15 protein-coding genes are annotated in these 14,364 nt (G+C 35.4%); 7 read left to right on the top strand and 8 right to left on the bottom strand.

Translation table 11 applies throughout. From position 1 onward, the window contains the following. Positions 1–42 precede the first annotated feature (42 nt). The gene (locus ACB089_RS15570) at positions 43–156 is read right to left on the bottom strand and encodes an IS3 family transposase (protein WP_374967578.1); all 114 of its coding nucleotides are present in this window, start codon (positions 154–156) and stop codon (positions 43–45) included. Between the two features lie 311 nt (positions 157–467). Here ACB089_RS15570 and ACB089_RS15565 point away from each other — a divergent pair, with 311 nt between their 5' ends. Beyond that, complete coding sequence (locus tag ACB089_RS15565; protein WP_374966526.1) at positions 468–1,592, top strand: IS4 family transposase; 1,125 nt, start codon at positions 468–470, stop codon at positions 1,590–1,592. Between the two features lie 662 nt (positions 1,593–2,254). On the opposite strand, the gene ACB089_RS15560 is transcribed toward ACB089_RS15565, so the two are convergent. Beyond that, positions 2,255–3,187, bottom strand: coding sequence for a C40 family peptidase (locus tag ACB089_RS15560; protein ID WP_374967215.1), 933 nt, complete (start codon positions 3,185–3,187; stop codon positions 2,255–2,257). 285 nt (positions 3,188–3,472) lie between these two features. Continuing rightward, positions 3,473–3,835 carry a VOC family protein gene (locus ACB089_RS15555; RefSeq protein WP_374967214.1) on the bottom strand — a complete coding sequence of 121 codons (363 nt, stop codon included), beginning with the start codon at positions 3,833–3,835 and terminating at the stop codon, positions 3,473–3,475. Between the two features lie 289 nt (positions 3,836–4,124). On the opposite strand from ACB089_RS15555, the gene ACB089_RS15550 reads away from it, so the two are divergent. From ACB089_RS15550 to ACB089_RS15535, 4 genes are all read left to right on the top strand, one after another. After that, positions 4,125–4,328, top strand: coding sequence for a hypothetical protein (locus ACB089_RS15550; RefSeq protein ID WP_068985645.1), 204 nt, complete (start codon positions 4,125–4,127; stop codon positions 4,326–4,328). 7 nt (positions 4,329–4,335) lie between these two features. Then, positions 4,336–4,695 carry a type II toxin-antitoxin system PemK/MazF family toxin gene (locus ACB089_RS15545; protein WP_374967213.1) on the top strand — a complete coding sequence of 120 codons (360 nt, stop codon included), beginning with the start codon at positions 4,336–4,338 and terminating at the stop codon, positions 4,693–4,695. A gap of 466 nt (positions 4,696–5,161) precedes the next feature. Further along, a complete protein-coding gene (locus ACB089_RS15540) occupies positions 5,162–5,344 on the top strand; it encodes a hypothetical protein (protein WP_223554926.1) in 183 nt (60 codons plus the stop codon). 304 nt (positions 5,345–5,648) lie between these two features. Further along, a complete protein-coding gene (locus ACB089_RS15535) occupies positions 5,649–7,007 on the top strand; it encodes a PepSY-associated TM helix domain-containing protein (protein ID WP_374967212.1) in 1,359 nt (452 codons plus the stop codon). A gap of 57 nt (positions 7,008–7,064) precedes the next feature. Here ACB089_RS15535 and ACB089_RS15530 read toward each other — a convergent pair whose 3' ends face one another. The 5 genes from ACB089_RS15530 to ACB089_RS15510 all read right to left on the bottom strand — a co-directional run bounded on the left by ACB089_RS15530 (position 7,065) and on the right by ACB089_RS15510 (position 12,485). Then, positions 7,065–7,670, bottom strand: a complete 606-nt coding sequence (locus ACB089_RS15530) for a response regulator transcription factor (RefSeq protein WP_374967211.1) — start codon at positions 7,668–7,670, stop codon at positions 7,065–7,067. Beyond that, positions 7,667–8,665 (bottom strand): sensor histidine kinase, encoded by a 999-nt coding sequence (locus tag ACB089_RS15525; protein WP_374967210.1) that lies wholly within the window; start codon positions 8,663–8,665, stop codon positions 7,667–7,669. The genes ACB089_RS15530 and ACB089_RS15525 overlap by 4 nt, the downstream gene beginning before the upstream one ends. Before the next feature lie 130 nt (positions 8,666–8,795). Then, positions 8,796–9,923, bottom strand: a complete 1,128-nt coding sequence (locus ACB089_RS15520; protein ID WP_374967209.1) for a DUF418 domain-containing protein — start codon at positions 9,921–9,923, stop codon at positions 8,796–8,798. 210 nt (positions 9,924–10,133) lie between these two features. Further along, positions 10,134–10,766: a class I SAM-dependent methyltransferase gene (locus ACB089_RS15515; protein ID WP_374967577.1), complete on the bottom strand. Its 633-nt coding sequence runs from the start codon at positions 10,764–10,766 to the stop codon at positions 10,134–10,136. Between the two features lie 669 nt (positions 10,767–11,435). Continuing rightward, entirely contained in the window at positions 11,436–12,485 is a 1,050-nt protein-coding gene (locus ACB089_RS15510; protein ID WP_374967208.1) for an NAD(P)/FAD-dependent oxidoreductase, read from the bottom strand. Between the two features lie 145 nt (positions 12,486–12,630). Between ACB089_RS15510 and ACB089_RS15505 the strand changes: the two genes are divergently transcribed. After that, a complete protein-coding gene (locus tag ACB089_RS15505) occupies positions 12,631–13,419 on the top strand; it encodes an ABC transporter ATP-binding protein (RefSeq protein ID WP_374967207.1) in 789 nt (262 codons plus the stop codon). Between the two features lie 15 nt (positions 13,420–13,434). After that, complete coding sequence (locus ACB089_RS15500) at positions 13,435–14,352, top strand: iron-hydroxamate ABC transporter substrate-binding protein (protein WP_374967206.1); 918 nt, start codon at positions 13,435–13,437, stop codon at positions 14,350–14,352. The last annotated feature ends 12 nt before the right edge of the window (positions 14,353–14,364 follow it).

Below are 14,364 nucleotides of genomic sequence, written 5' to 3'. Positions count from 1 at the left end.
ATATTCTATCGGTGCCAGATGGTTGAGTCGTTTTTGGAAGCGTTAGTAATTATAAAAGTATATATATTCTTCAACGGCTTGTATCACTTCATCCTCCGAATTGTCAGCTAAGAGATATAAACATTCACTCTTAAAATGTGAGAAGAAGGATTCGATACAGGCATTTCATGGCAGATCTCTTTACGTGAATGGCTGCCGATTATGCCCAGTTGTTCAACCTGTTAATGGTATTTGATTGACGTGTACTGGTATCCTTGATCAGAAAGAAGGAAACTGCGATACACGTTTCTTTTTGTGGCTAGTTCTATAAAAATAAAAGATATACTATTAATCACTAGCGTCGCATTAAAATAATTCAACGTATTTTAAAAAACTGAATTTTCTGCAATATTATCCGTGCATAAAAAAAGCCTTTATAATGGTTGGGTGGTAGTAAACCATCCAAATCCAAAATAAAGGACATAAGCATGGATAAGTTTACACGAAAAACTTCATTTGAACAATGGTTTTCACCTATTTCTTCTACACAAATGGAGAAATTAGTTGAAATTCATCAATTAAATTACTATACAAAGAAGCTTCACATCGCTTCATTCTTGAAATTATTACTGTTTGCGCAACTGAATGAAACCGAAAGTCTACGTGCCATTAGTGACACGCTGTTATCAGACGACTTACAAAAAGCAACGTATTTAGAGTCCATCAGCTTTTCGCAGTTAGGTCGGCGATTAAACCAAGTGCCAACTGAGTTTTTCCAACAAATTTTTCTAGACTTAGTCGGGCAAATTCATGAGAAAACGCATTTTGAGCAGCGCCGAAAAACCACAACACCACTAAAAATCATTGATTCTAGCACATTGCCATTGAACTTAAACAACCATAGATGGGCTGAATTCCGTAAAACAAAATCAGGTGTGAAGTTACATTTGCGCCTTGTTTACCTAGAAAAAGGTTGTTCGTACCCTGATAAAGCGGTGCTGACGAATGCGAAAGAACATGATCGTGGTCAGCTTGAAATTCTCGTTGATGACAAGGAGTGCTTGTACGTGTTTGACCGAGGCTACTTAGATTATGAGCGCTTTGACCGCATGACAGATGACGGACTTTTCTTTGTCTCACGCTTGCGAAAAAACGCCGTAACACGTGTGATTGAATCATTTAAAGTACCTGAACAGTCATCGGTGTTATCGGATGAAATGATTCTGATTGGCAACACGCAAAATCGTGCTGAAAATGTATTTCGCCGTATCGAAGTAATAGATCCAAACGGTAAAGAGCTACATCTGATTACGAATCGTTTTGATTTAAGCGCAGATGAAGTCGCTAAACTGTATAAGTCACGCTGGGCAATCGAACTGTTTTTCAAGTGGATGAAACAGCATCTGAACATTAAAAAGTTCTACGGGCAAAGCGAGCAAGCTGTGCATAATCAGGTGTACATTGCGATGATCGTTTACTGCTTAAACGTGCTAGCACAGCTTTACACAAACAGTTCACTGACGTACTTACAAATTAGTAGGTACTTAAAAGCAACACTATGGAAGCCCGCACGTATTTGGCTTCGGGAAATCGAAGGAACTACGGTACCATAAGGATTTAGAACTGTCAGTTGCCCCGGTCAAAGGTTATAGTAAAAAAATGGATGTTTACTATCTCTATTTAAGTATCTTTCATTTTCTTTAAAAACGGAAGAAATAGAAAACAGAAAATTCAATTAAAATTCATGCGACATTAGTGACTATTAATGTATGAAATTTTTGATTGAACTTATTTTGCGCTTATTGCTTCGTATAAAACATTTAAAGTGAGGAATAGAGATTATATGAAGATTTTTATATTTATTCTTTTAACAATTACAACATTATGTAGTTGGTTCAAATATAGAAAAGAAATAAAAATAGCTGAAAGTAATGAAGAAATTAGACATGCATTTGTGCGATTCATGCTGATGCTATTTTTATTTTTAATTTTTATAGTTAGTGTTGGTTTCTATTAAAGAATAATAAAATGCAAATAAAAAACTTCTACTGTAGACAAACTATTTTTTCTAGGCATAGAAAAATCCCCTTTAAGTAGAATGTTAATTACAGATTACTGTAGCTCTTTTCTACTTAAAGGGGATAATATCATTCCGCATAAAGGAATGCTTCTTGTCTTCTATTTATTTAAACGTGCGTGCGTGAATAGGAGAGAAATATCGGTCCACTCCACTGTTTAGGTAGTAGAAATGATCAGCAGTTAGAGTTGAACTTTTTTAAAACACACGTTTTGCTGTAATAAAGTGGTCTTTATAATAGTCAACTAATAGTACTCTTGTCATTACACCATCAGAATTTGGAATGATGATACGATGATCACCAGCATAGATAGCTACCATTGAAGGGGTTTTAGAGCCTGTTGAACTATTAAAGAACACCAAATCGCCCTTTTTTAAATTGGCACGTGAAACCGTTGTTCCGACATTCATTTGTTGTTTTAAATTGGTTGTACCAAGATTAACGCCACTCTTACGATAAATAAACTCTACGTATCCTGGTGCTGTAAAACGTAGATTCTTTTCATTATTCGTTGAGCTAATTGTTACTTTATTTTTATAATTTAAGGCGTTTTCAACAATTTTATCGCCTTTCGTTGCAGGGTTAGCTGAAAGTAAAGTAGGTAAGACTCTGCGAGCAGAGACATAATTTTCTGTGTAATATGGCTTGCTATTTAAATCAGAAATAACAATATTTTGTTTAGAATCAGCCATGTGGATCATCTTGTTATTTCCGATATACATACCTACGTGATCAGGGTCTGTTCCTGTCTTTTTACTCTTAAAGAATAGTAAATCGCCTTTTTGTAATTGATTTCTTGCTACATATGTTCCTTGTTGAATCATATAATTTTCATTGTAAGTGCCTAGGTCAACACCGTTCTTCTCGAAAATGTACATTAAAAATGAAGCGCAAGAAAATTTATAAGGATAAGTGGGCTTATATACAGTATTGCTGTATGTTGCCTTACCAATTAAGCTTTTACCTGTTTGAATTAATTGATCTGCTTTCAAAGAAACGGCCTGTGCGTTATTTTGGGCATTTGTTGTTGCAGCTTCTACTTCTATTGGATGAACAGTAGGTTGTATCATCCCCACTGTGCTAAAACCGATCGTCAATGCTAATGTTGTAGTTAAAAATCGTTTATTCATGTTGTTAATTTCCTCCTGAAGCTTTTTTAGGATAAATCCTGTTTTGGCTTGCCATTGGAATTAATCGTAGCATGAAAAAGTAGGGCTTCTTTGAGGTAATTGTTACCACGCCTTTTTGAAATAGGCTTTCAACGCTTGATATAAAAGGCTTCATCGCGAGAGTTTACAGTTTCATTACAAATGTTTCAGTAGGATGTATTATTTGTAGATTGCATGAAATCATAAACTGCTCCAACGATGTTAGAGGACTTCCTAACATCGTTGGAGCAGTACAAAAAGGGCTTTTTAATTTTCCTGAATCATCTCAACTCTATTACCAAATGGGTCTCTAAATTCAAAACGTTCAAAATGAGGGATAGGCACAGAATCGTATATTTCTACATGATGTTCGACTAATACCTGTTTCCAGTATTCTATATTTTCAACTTGGTAGGCAATATGAGCCTTCGTCGTTAATCGATCGAAGCCATCCTCGGTTCCTATATGTACCTCTTTATTGCCGACTTGTAACCAAAATCCACCTCGTCCTTTAAGAGAATCCGGTTTTTCAATCTCATTAAGCCCTAATATCGTACAATAAAAATGTTTGGCCTGATCTTCCTGGCCTTTTGGAATAGTAATTTGAACATGGTGTAAGCCAATAATCATTTTTCTTCCTCCCTAAAAGAATTATTCTATATTTACTTCTAGAATAATATTGTTAAATCCTTCTAAGTATAGTGTTTTTTGCTTTATTAGAAGCTTTCATAAAACCAGTAAGAAGAATGAGGGAATAGGCCCATAACATTTTGTTGTGGTTCTTACTTCTTTTGTCGATAGAAAAGTTAACCTTTCTTGATACTACGCCAATATATGCTATAATTTTCCTAAATAAACCCTATCAATCTCTAATATAATAGTAGTAGTATCCATTCTACTTTATTGGAGGTGATAGACTGTGAAAGAAAGGGATGATAAAGATATGTTAGAAGTTCTAAAAGAAGAAAAATTCGATACAAAAGAAAAGATTCCTAAAAGGTATGATCTTGATAGTAAACGAATTAAGGAACTTGTAGCAAGTAAAGAAACTGTAATAGTCAAGAATGGAGTCATGCAAATTAATCCTTCTCATCCTGATTATGACTTTTGGATGGAGGATTGATTGATTTATGAAAGCAAGAGAAATATACAGACTTAACCATCCTTACGAAGAAGGACATGGTGATAAAGTTCGCCCTGTCCTTGTTTTTGTTTTGACTTCAACGCCTCATGAATTCCTCGCATTAAAAATAACTACAAAACCGAGACCTCAAAATCGAGTAGAAATTAGATATTGGCAAGAAGCTAATTTAGATTGTGAGTCATATGTTCAATGTGACCGATTTACATCTTTCATTTTAGATGGAGAAGCGGAATTTATTGGAACGCTAGAACAAAGTGATTACGATAGTGTTGTCTTGAAATTTAATGAATTTTACCCTATCTTAAATATGCAAAAAGATTATGAGGAAAGTTTAAAACGTACATAGCATTTAACTAACTAAGAAAAACTTTTATATACCTAACTCGCCCATTTTATACTGTGATGGGAGGGTTTTATTATTTCTCAAACCAATTAAATATTTCAAAATAAAAGAAGAAGGTAATTTTGGTACGCTCTTTTTTTGTTTGTAAAAAATAGTGAAAAAGTTACAACAAACAAAAAAATCCTTTATCGCTCAATGATATACCTATTTTTTCTAAATCAACACGCCTGTAAAATGACTTTAAAAATTGACTTCCATACAATAGATTATTGTAATCTTTTAGGATATTGTCTGTGTGTACACACATAATGGAATAATAATTAAAACGGAATAATAAGATAGAGGTACGGATCATAAATTCAATTTGTAGCAATTACGCCAAGACGACATTGATTCGTGATGGCGATCAACATATTATGCCGTGTAGTTGTCATAGTAGACATCTTTTTAAAGAGGAGGCGTGTTACACATGAATCCACAAGTAATTGAGTATTATGAAAGTCTGTTGAAATTTGAAATCATGCAAAAGCAATATACAAACGCTTCTCAAACATTAAGGGAGCTAGTTGAACAGTATGTAGGGCAGGATGCTGTTCATAAAAATGACATATTTACTGCTTATACGAATGTAATGAAAGAACTAATTGGATAAAGTAAAACTATAATCAGTGGGGGGGTTCTTCATCCCCACTGATTATTTATTTGTCTTCACGAATCGGCGGGCGGTTCATGTGGATCTATCAGTGTTATAAAATTTTACTAGGACTTCATTCTTATTTCACTTTTTCTTTATATAATAATTCTGCACTTATCTTCATTCAGTAAAGACTTACTGAAGATAATGCCTCCGGCGGATGTCACGGATTTTGAAAGGAATGAATTGTGCGTGCACAATTCAAAATCCGGACGCAATTACGCCAAGGCGAAATTGTATTTTATAGATTGGAGAACTAGACATGAAAAACACGCTTTATCAGAGCTTTTGGCGAATGCACTTTTATGCCGCTTTATTTATTACTCCACTACTTATTTCGCTAACGCTCAGTGGTATAGGTTTTTTATTTTATACCGATGTAGAAGATCATTTATATGATAACTACTTTTTTGGTGATAGCGGAAAAACTGAGGTACTAACCATTGACGAAGCCGTTAAACGTGCAGAAGAATCATATGCTGGCTATAAAACAAATAAAATTATAGAGTTAGAAGAGCCATACAATACACGTTTAACGATGAAAAATGCAGATGGTGAAGAAAGATATGTGTTCTTAGATGATCATAACCAAATTATTGGTGGTCAAGATGCTGGTTACACCTTTGCAAATATTATGAGAAATCTGCATAGTTCTTTATTTATAGGGGGAACTTTTGTTAATTATTTAGTAGAATTAGCTTCGTGCTGGGCTGTTTTTTTACTGCTTTCAGGTGTATACATGACATTTAAAGCAAAACTACTAAAGAAAACAAAGCAGACAAACAAACGTCAAAAGAGTAGGAAATTTCATGCCATTGTCGGAACAATTATTACGATTCCAATGCTTGTAATCATTTTTACAGGTTTACCATGGTCTGCGTTTATGGGGAACTATATTTACCAAGCTTCACAAGATCATCCTTCTTTCGGCACGCCAGTATTACAGCAGCAGCCTCCTACATCGGATGTAAGTGAGATTCCTTGGGCTACTCGACAAGAAATCCCTCCAACGTCAGATTCAGGACATGCAGCACATCATGGTATGGAAGCCAATACGGGCTGTGGTGTTAACCCTTACCAACTAAGCGTAGAAAAGCTACAACATGAAATTGATGCAATGAATATATCAAAACCTTACGCGATTATCTATCCTACAAGTGAAGTCGGTGTCTATACAGTTGCAAAATCTAGTAACACAGGTATAACAGGACTTGATGTTAGTCCGGATGAAGAAACAACAATGTATTTTGATCAATATAGCGGGAAGTTTATTGACAAAGTTGGATATGAGGACTATGGCATTCTTGCCAAATGGTTCACGTGGGGAATTCCTTTACATGAAGGTCATTTGTTTGGCTGGCCAAATAAATTAATAAATTTACTAGTATGTCTAGCATTTTTAGTGGTTATTGCTTGGGGAGTTAGAACATGGTTGCTAAGAAAGAAAAAAGGTCTTCTATCAGCACCACCTAAAATCTCTCAAAAAGTATCTATTCCTTTCATCGTTTTCATGATCGTTTTAGGTATACTGATGCCACTATTCGGACTTTCTTTAATTGCTGTTGTACTGATAGAAATCATAATAAATTTGGTATCTAAGAATAAAAAAGAAGTCAATTAAAATACTAAGCGATACTGTATCCTTTCTAGATGAGGAAGCAGTATCGCTTTTCTTTTTCTAAAGCCAGCCTTTATCACTGGCAACTTGGGCTGCTTGTTGTCTAGATTCGACATGCAGCTTTTGAATGGAGGTTGATAAATAGTTTCGAATCGTACCTTTCGTTAAAAATAATTTTTTACTAATCTCATTCGTTGTGAGTCCTTCTTTTACAAGTTGTAGAACAGCAATTTCACGTTCATTTAATGGATTTTGTTCCTTCATAAATAAGGTAGCAGCTAAATCTCTGCTAACAACCTTTTCACCATTCATTACTTTTCTGATGGTTTCAATTAAATAATCGATCGGTTCATCCTTTAGTAAATAACCGTGTACCTCACAGTCCATTGCTTTCTGTAAGTAGCCAGGACGTGCAAAGGTTGTGACAATCATCACCTTGCATGGTAAATTTGCCTGTCTAATTTTTTCAGCAAGGTCAAGTCCAGTAAGGTTCGGCATTTCGATGTCCAATACACAAACATCGGGTAGCTCTTGTTGAATAGATTCCCACGCTGTTTGACCGTCTGAAACTTCTGCGATCACTTTGATATCTGGCTCAAACGACAACAAGGAAGTTAAGGCGCCGCGTAACATTTGTTGATCCTCTGCTAGTAATACTCGTATCATGTAGTTGGCTCCTTTCTGTAGTGTTGGATAGGGAGTGTTAACGTCACAATTGTTCCGTTTCTCGATAAATTTTCAATGGAAGCACTTCCGTGAAGGGCAGTCATTCTTTCTTTCATTGATGTTAGTCCATTTCCGAGCCCTTGGTTATGTAAGCCCACACCATCATCCTCGATGTTTAACGTCAAAATGCCATCAATATCATTCATTTCAATGCGACATTTTTTCGCTTGACTATGTTTAATAATATTTGTAGTTGCTTCTCGAAGACATAAAGACAGCATCGTTTCTTCCACACTGGCTAGTAGTAGTTTTGGGCAGTTGTTTTTCATTTTTATGGAAATATTCGCTGTTTGTAAATGCTGTTTACAATGTGTGAGCTCACTTTCTAGAGAAATAAAATTCATATCAGAGACTAATTCTCTTACTTGCTTTAATGCCGTCCGCGTTGTTGCTAAAATATCACTTAATTCATCTTTTACACGCATCGTATCTTTATCGACTAATTTTGATGTTAGTTCTGTTTTTATTTTAATCATTGTCAATGTATGACCAAGCGTATCGTGGAGGTCTCTGGCAATCCGTTGTCTTTCTTCTTGCTGAACTAATTGCGTATTGACCTCTGTTAATTCCGATTGTAATTTTTTGGATTTTTCCACATAATAGATTAACATTGGAAATAGTAGCTGAATGATCATGATAGGTATTAAAGCTTCGGTCTCTAATTGGAAAGATGTTTCGGATTCAAACAAAATAACGATTAAAAACATAAGGGCAATTGCCTTCATGCCTACTGCAATATGCCACTTCGTTTTAGCTCTTCCAAGTAAATCAGCAAATGTAAATCCAAAAATCAACATAGAAGATCCTTCATAAATACCTAGTATGATAATAAGAGTAAAGCCTAGTAAAGAAGCTACAAGTAAACGCCAATCTTTAAACCATAAAGCAATATAGAACGCTACTAAAAATAACAGTAGGATTATTATTTTAGCCAATAATGGTAATTGAGAATTTGACCCTAATACCATGGTGAATAAAAAAATGAGCGATACTACATCGATAATTAGATAATGCTTTGCTTGATCTCTTGGATAAATTTTTATATGCTACACCAGCCCTTTTTGATTATTTACGTGTAATAGCTTGAATAGTACTTTTACGAATCCATTCCAATGGTCCAAAATGAAAGTGTTTTATGCACAGTTGGGCGATAAAAATTTGTAGCAGGGAAATCGTCATCCAAATGGCAATAATCTCAATGCTATTTAGCTTTCCTCCTAAACCTAAACCCCAGCCATAAAAAATGATCGATGCCATTATATTTTGAAGGACATAGCAGCTTAAGGACATTTTACCGACGTCTCCAAGCTTCTTCCATAACCAATCTACCTTCTTGTATTCTATCAGTTTACCTAAAATACCAATATAACCAATTGATAGGATTGGTGCAAATAAATAGCGAACTGGAAAATCAAAAGTTCCTCCTGGAATAAAAATAAGAAGATTCAATGGTACCCCAATATAAATCCCAATTAATAAAAGCTTTTTTCGTACCTTGCGACCCTGTTCACTTTGAGAAAAGACACCGTTACGCATAAATTTCACCCCAAGTAAAAATAAAAAGATGTTCATTGGAATAATAAAGATTGCTTCCGTTCTATAGTAGAGAAAATTTGCTAAGCGATATTGTATTTGCTCAAACCAAGTACCGTGTTGATAAAGTGAAACAACTAAATCGCTTTCATAAAGTACATTGGTACCTTGCAATGTACTGAATAAAATTAAAAGAATCATCATGGCATGAAAGCCACCGAACACATATAAACAACGATTGATCGCTTTATCACCAATTTTGACGATAAAGGCAACGATGACCCCTGTCACAGCATAGCTCATTAAAATATCGTATTCCATGACTAAGGTAAAGTGGATAAGCCCTTCCGTAAATAAAAATAACAGTGTCCAAATATACATACCTGGCCAAGCATTTCCTTGTCGCATGGATTGCTGATATTTTAATTCCAGACCAACCCCAAACATAATAGTTAATAACCCTAGGAGCTTGCCGTTTACTAAAAATAAAACGGACATTCGTAAAAAGTCATTAAATGACCACCAGCCTGAATAATTACTGGTCATAATAGATGATGGGTCCCCAAGGTAAGCAAAAATCCAAATATTTGTACCAAGCGTCCCTAATACAGCAAAACCTCGTAATATATCGATTAATGGTAGTCTTTGATTATTTTGCATGTTTCAAATCACTCTTTCTTTGTTTTCTTACTAAAATCATATGGAAAATCAAAGGAAAAAAACATTCACACGAGTCAAAGGTTCTTTATGACAGGTGTCATTTTATGGTGTATCCAGCGCTCGAAAAGTAAAAAACCAGCAATGCTTTGGCTGCTGGTTTCTTACATTTATTTGTTTAACAGTAAAATCTTTTCCTGCCGTTTGTTTTGACTATTTGGTACATGAATAAATTCTATAGTTTAAAATCTCTTCATACTTTAAGTTCATATCCAAATGTTTATCCATTACCTCATAAAGTTCAGGTTCAATATCCTCCGAGTAATGAAATTCAGGTACCGATGAGATTGATTTGTTTTTTTGAATACGAATATTTTTAAAACCAGCTTGTTGAAACAAAGCGATCCAATCCTTTTTCATTGAGAAAGAGTCAAATCCATAAAACTGTTGGACTTCCTTTTCAATCTTCGCTTCAAGTGGTTGCGTAATAGTAAATTCAATGGCGATAAAACGACCGCCATTCTTTAATACACGAAAGATTTCTTTTAGGGCACTAGGTTTATTGACAAAAGAAAGAACTGATTCGGAAATAATGACATCAAATGTATGATCCGGAAAAGGCATTTGTTCTATAGAACATGGGTATATTTCTACTGGTAGGCGGTTTTTTTTCATTCTCCTTTTTGCTTTTGCAACCATTATGGAATTGCTATCTATACCAGTTACTTTCGATTTATATTTGTCAGCCAAATAGGCAGCGGTTTGACCTGTACCACACCCTACATCTAAAATGTGAGAGGTTTTACTAATGTTCTCCGTCTTGAATATTTCCTTTGTTAGATTAATACCACCAGGATGCGCACCACCAACACCAAATTTGGACAGAAAATCGAGATATTTAGAATTTTGAATAGGAATCCCTTCTTTAATCGTCTTTTTCTATAATATGAAATAAAAAATAGTATGGTTCCTGTAAGAGATCAAATCCGCTTGCAGTGCGCCATTTTAGGCTCCGAGAGATAGAATAAATTACTAGATTTCGGGGCTTTTTTAAGGCATATATATGTATGTTTTTTTCACAAACATCTGTGAAAGTCTAAGTGTTGAAAAAATACCAACATATACTATTTAAAAGTTATTTGTTAGGGGGTGAATGAATGCCGTTTTTTCCGCCAAATCCTAGAAGGGGACCAATCCAACCAAGATATCGACAAGGCTATGGCCCTTCTCAAGGTAGATTCGTGCAGCCCTTCTATTATCCTAATCAACAACCTCAAACTTCTAGAGTAGGAAGATTACCACAGCATCTCAATATGCTTATGGGCCATGCCGGAACCATAACAAACGGAGTAAACATGATCAGGCAAATGGGATATTTTTTAAGTTTATTTAGGTAGTTTTTCTAGATTATAGACGAATAGTAATAAAACCCTCTTAGAACAAATTCTAAGAGGGTTTCTTTAGATTGAAAGAAGACAGCAAACTAATTTGCTACTATCGCAAGGGTTTTTGTGTTTATTTTACTTGTATCAGGTGCTTTTCAATAATAGAGCGATTTTTCTCTTTGAATGCCTCGTTATGTGATGAAACGATGCCATGGCGATAGGCAGTAGGCTCTAAAAATGTTTTGATGGAGTTCACGGCATTGGCTGCATCCTGGAAGGTTCCTAGGAGAAGATGAATTTTCCCTTCAAATGCTAAAATATCACCTGCTGCAAAAATTCCAGGCTGTGCGGTTTCTCCTGTAGCTCTGCCTTCGAAATAGTAATCATCCTTTTTAGGAATAGTGATGGCTTGATCAAATTCTAATGATGCTTCGCGGTTATAGCCATGACTCACAATGACTTCATCAATTTGACGTGTATAGCTTTGCTTCGTTTTTGAGTTTTCGCACGTTACTAATTGAATAGCCGTTTTGTCAGCATTCGCAGTTAGTTTCGTAATAGTTGTATTGCATTCAATCCGGACACCGACATCTAAAGCTTCTTGAATTGTGGCTTCGTGGGCAGATAACTGATCTTTGCGATAAACAACAGTAACGTTTTTAGCGATACGACTAAGCTCAACTGCCCAGTCAATCGCCGCATTTCCACCTCCCGAAATAATAACATCCTTGTCCACAAAACGTTGATAGGATTGCACGGTATAGTGTAAATTGGTCATTTCGTATTTTTCTGCGCCATCTAGAGTAAGCTTTTGAGGGTTAATGATTCCACCACCAACGGCTATAAGAACAGTTTTAGAGTAATGCTGATCGCCTTGGGCACTATGAAGTATAAAAATATCGTCTTGACGCTCTATGAAATCGATTTTTGTGTCTGTTAAAATAGTTGGATCGAACGTTTTAGCTTGCGCAATTAATTGTTGTACAAATTGTTCGCCTAACACAGGAGGGTGACCACCAATATCCCAAATTAGCTTTTCTGGATAAAGCAATACTTTCCCTCCAAGCTGTTGCTGACTCTCGATTAATTTCGTTTTTAATCCTCGTAAACCACTATAAAAGGCACTATATAGACCAGCAGGCCCACCACCAATAATTGTCACATCATATATTTGTTGCATTTTCTCGCACATCCTTAGAAAAATAATAAAAAAGTATTTGACAAAACTTGATCTGATTACTAGACTAATCTAGTGATAATGATTATCATTGTTAGTTGTGAGTATCATAGCATGGAAAGAAGTAAAAAGGAAGAGAGGTTACATTTTGCGTTTACAAGTTGAATCGATTCGTATTGGCTATGAGAACAAAACGATTGTGCATGATTTGTCGCTGGAAATTCCAGACGGTAAAATTACAACGATTATCGGCTCTAATGGCTGTGGTAAATCTACACTTTTAAAAGCTATTACAAGAATTTTGAAGCATGAGAGTGGACAAGTCATTTTAGACGGTCAAAATATTTCCAAGATGAAAACGAAGGAATTAGCGAAAGAGCTTGCTATATTGCCACAAAGTCCAGAAAGTGCGCATGGTTTAACAGTGGAAGAACTTGTATCTTACGGTCGATTTCCATATCAAAAAGGCTTCGGCAATTTATCACAAAAGGATAAAGACGTGATTGACTGGGCCTTAAAGGTAACTAAAACAGATGACTTTCGGTTAAATACAGTGGATGCCTTATCTGGTGGACAGCGTCAACGAGTGTGGATTGCGATGGCATTAGCACAGGAGACCGCTATCATTTTTTTAGATGAGCCAACAACCTATTTAGATATGGCCCATCAGTTAGAAGTTTTAGAACTACTTTACAAGTTAAATGAAGAAGAAGGACGCACAATTGTCATGGTGCTACATGATTTAAATCAAGCAGCTCGTTTTTCAGATTATATTGTTGCTCTTTCGCAAGGAGAGCTTGTGAAGTTTGGTACGGCAGAGGAAGTGATTGTACCAGAAGTATTAGAAAAAGTGTTTAATATTGATGCAGTCATTGGCAAGGATCCACGAACAGACAAGCCAATGTGCATTACATATAACTTACTAGAAACGGTGTAGAAGGAGAATTATGTAATGAAAAAGTGGTTATTACCAATGTTTATGATGGTTGTAGTAGTGCTAGCAGCGTGCGGCAATAAAGAAGAGAAGGTAGAAGAGGGCTCTAAAGAAGCATCATCAGCAGAAACGATTACGTATCAATCTGAAACAGGTCCCATTGAAGTACCTGCTAACCCTAAACGTGTCGTAGTATTATCTTCTTTTGTTGGGGATTTATTACAACTTGGAGTAAATGTCGTTGGCGTAGATTCATGGGCTGCGAAAAATCCAAACTTCCAAGATGATATTAAAGATGCAGTGGTTGTTGAGAATACAGATATTGAAAAAATTCTTGAGCTAGAACCGGATTTAATTATTGGTTTAAGCGGTATTGAAAATGCGGATAAATTAGCAGAAATCGCTCCGACTGTATTATTTACTTACGGAAAATTTGACTATTTACAACAATTCATTGAAATCGGTAAGGTTGTTAACAAAGAAAAAGAAGCTACTGAGTGGGTTGAGGATTTTAAAACGCGTGCTGCAGAAACAGGTACGAAAATTAAAGAAAAAATCGGTGAAGATGCAACCGTTACTGTTGCAGAAAGCTTTAATAAGCAATTGTATGTTTATGGTGATAACTGGGGTCGTGGAACAGAAATTTTATATCAAGCAATGGGCTTAAATATGCCTGAAAAAGTGAAACAAGATGCTTTGAAGCCAGGTTATTTTGCAATTTCACAAGAAGTTTTAGGTGAATATGCAGGAGACTATGTGATTTTTAGTATGTTCCAGGATCAAGATAATTCATTTACAGATGCTGCGTGGTTTAAAGATTTAGAAGCGGTGAAAAATGGACAATTATTTGAAGTGAATGCCAACGCATTTTACTTTAATGATCCGATTACTTTAGAGTATCAATTAGATTTCTTTGAAGAGAAGTTTTTACAATAATTTTTAGTAGAG

It is taken from the genome of Lysinibacillus sp. RS10, assembly GCF_041956855.1.
Classification (GTDB): domain Bacteria; phylum Bacillota; class Bacilli; order Bacillales_A; family Planococcaceae; genus Lysinibacillus; species Lysinibacillus xylanilyticus_A.
This window is presented reverse-complemented; position numbering and strand designations above follow the sequence as displayed.

Excerpts from the sequence above, each read along its gene's own strand:
- ACB089_RS15500 (WP_374967206.1), top strand. The coding sequence starts at position 13,435 with ATGAAAAAGTGGTTATTACCAATGTTTATGATGGTTGTAGTAGTGCTA.
- ACB089_RS15535 (WP_374967212.1), top strand. The coding sequence starts at position 5,649 with ATGAAAAACACGCTTTATCAGAGCTTTTGGCGAATGCACTTTTATGCC.
- ACB089_RS15510 (WP_374967208.1), bottom strand. The coding sequence starts at position 12,485 with ATGCAACAAATATATGATGTGACAATTATTGGTGGTGGGCCTGCTGGT.
- ACB089_RS15565 (WP_374966526.1), top strand. The coding sequence starts at position 468 with ATGGATAAGTTTACACGAAAAACTTCATTTGAACAATGGTTTTCACCT.
- ACB089_RS15520 (WP_374967209.1), bottom strand. The coding sequence starts at position 9,923 with ATGCAAAATAATCAAAGACTACCATTAATCGATATATTACGAGGTTTT.
- ACB089_RS15555 (WP_374967214.1), bottom strand. The coding sequence starts at position 3,835 with ATGATTATTGGCTTACACCATGTTCAAATTACTATTCCAAAAGGCCAG.
- ACB089_RS15530 (WP_374967211.1), bottom strand. The coding sequence starts at position 7,670 with ATGATACGAGTATTACTAGCAGAGGATCAACAAATGTTACGCGGCGCC.
- ACB089_RS15560 (WP_374967215.1), bottom strand. The coding sequence starts at position 3,187 with ATGAATAAACGATTTTTAACTACAACATTAGCATTGACGATCGGTTTT.
- ACB089_RS15540 (WP_223554926.1), top strand. The coding sequence starts at position 5,162 with ATGAATCCACAAGTAATTGAGTATTATGAAAGTCTGTTGAAATTTGAA.
- ACB089_RS15545 (WP_374967213.1), top strand. The coding sequence starts at position 4,336 with ATGAAAGCAAGAGAAATATACAGACTTAACCATCCTTACGAAGAAGGA.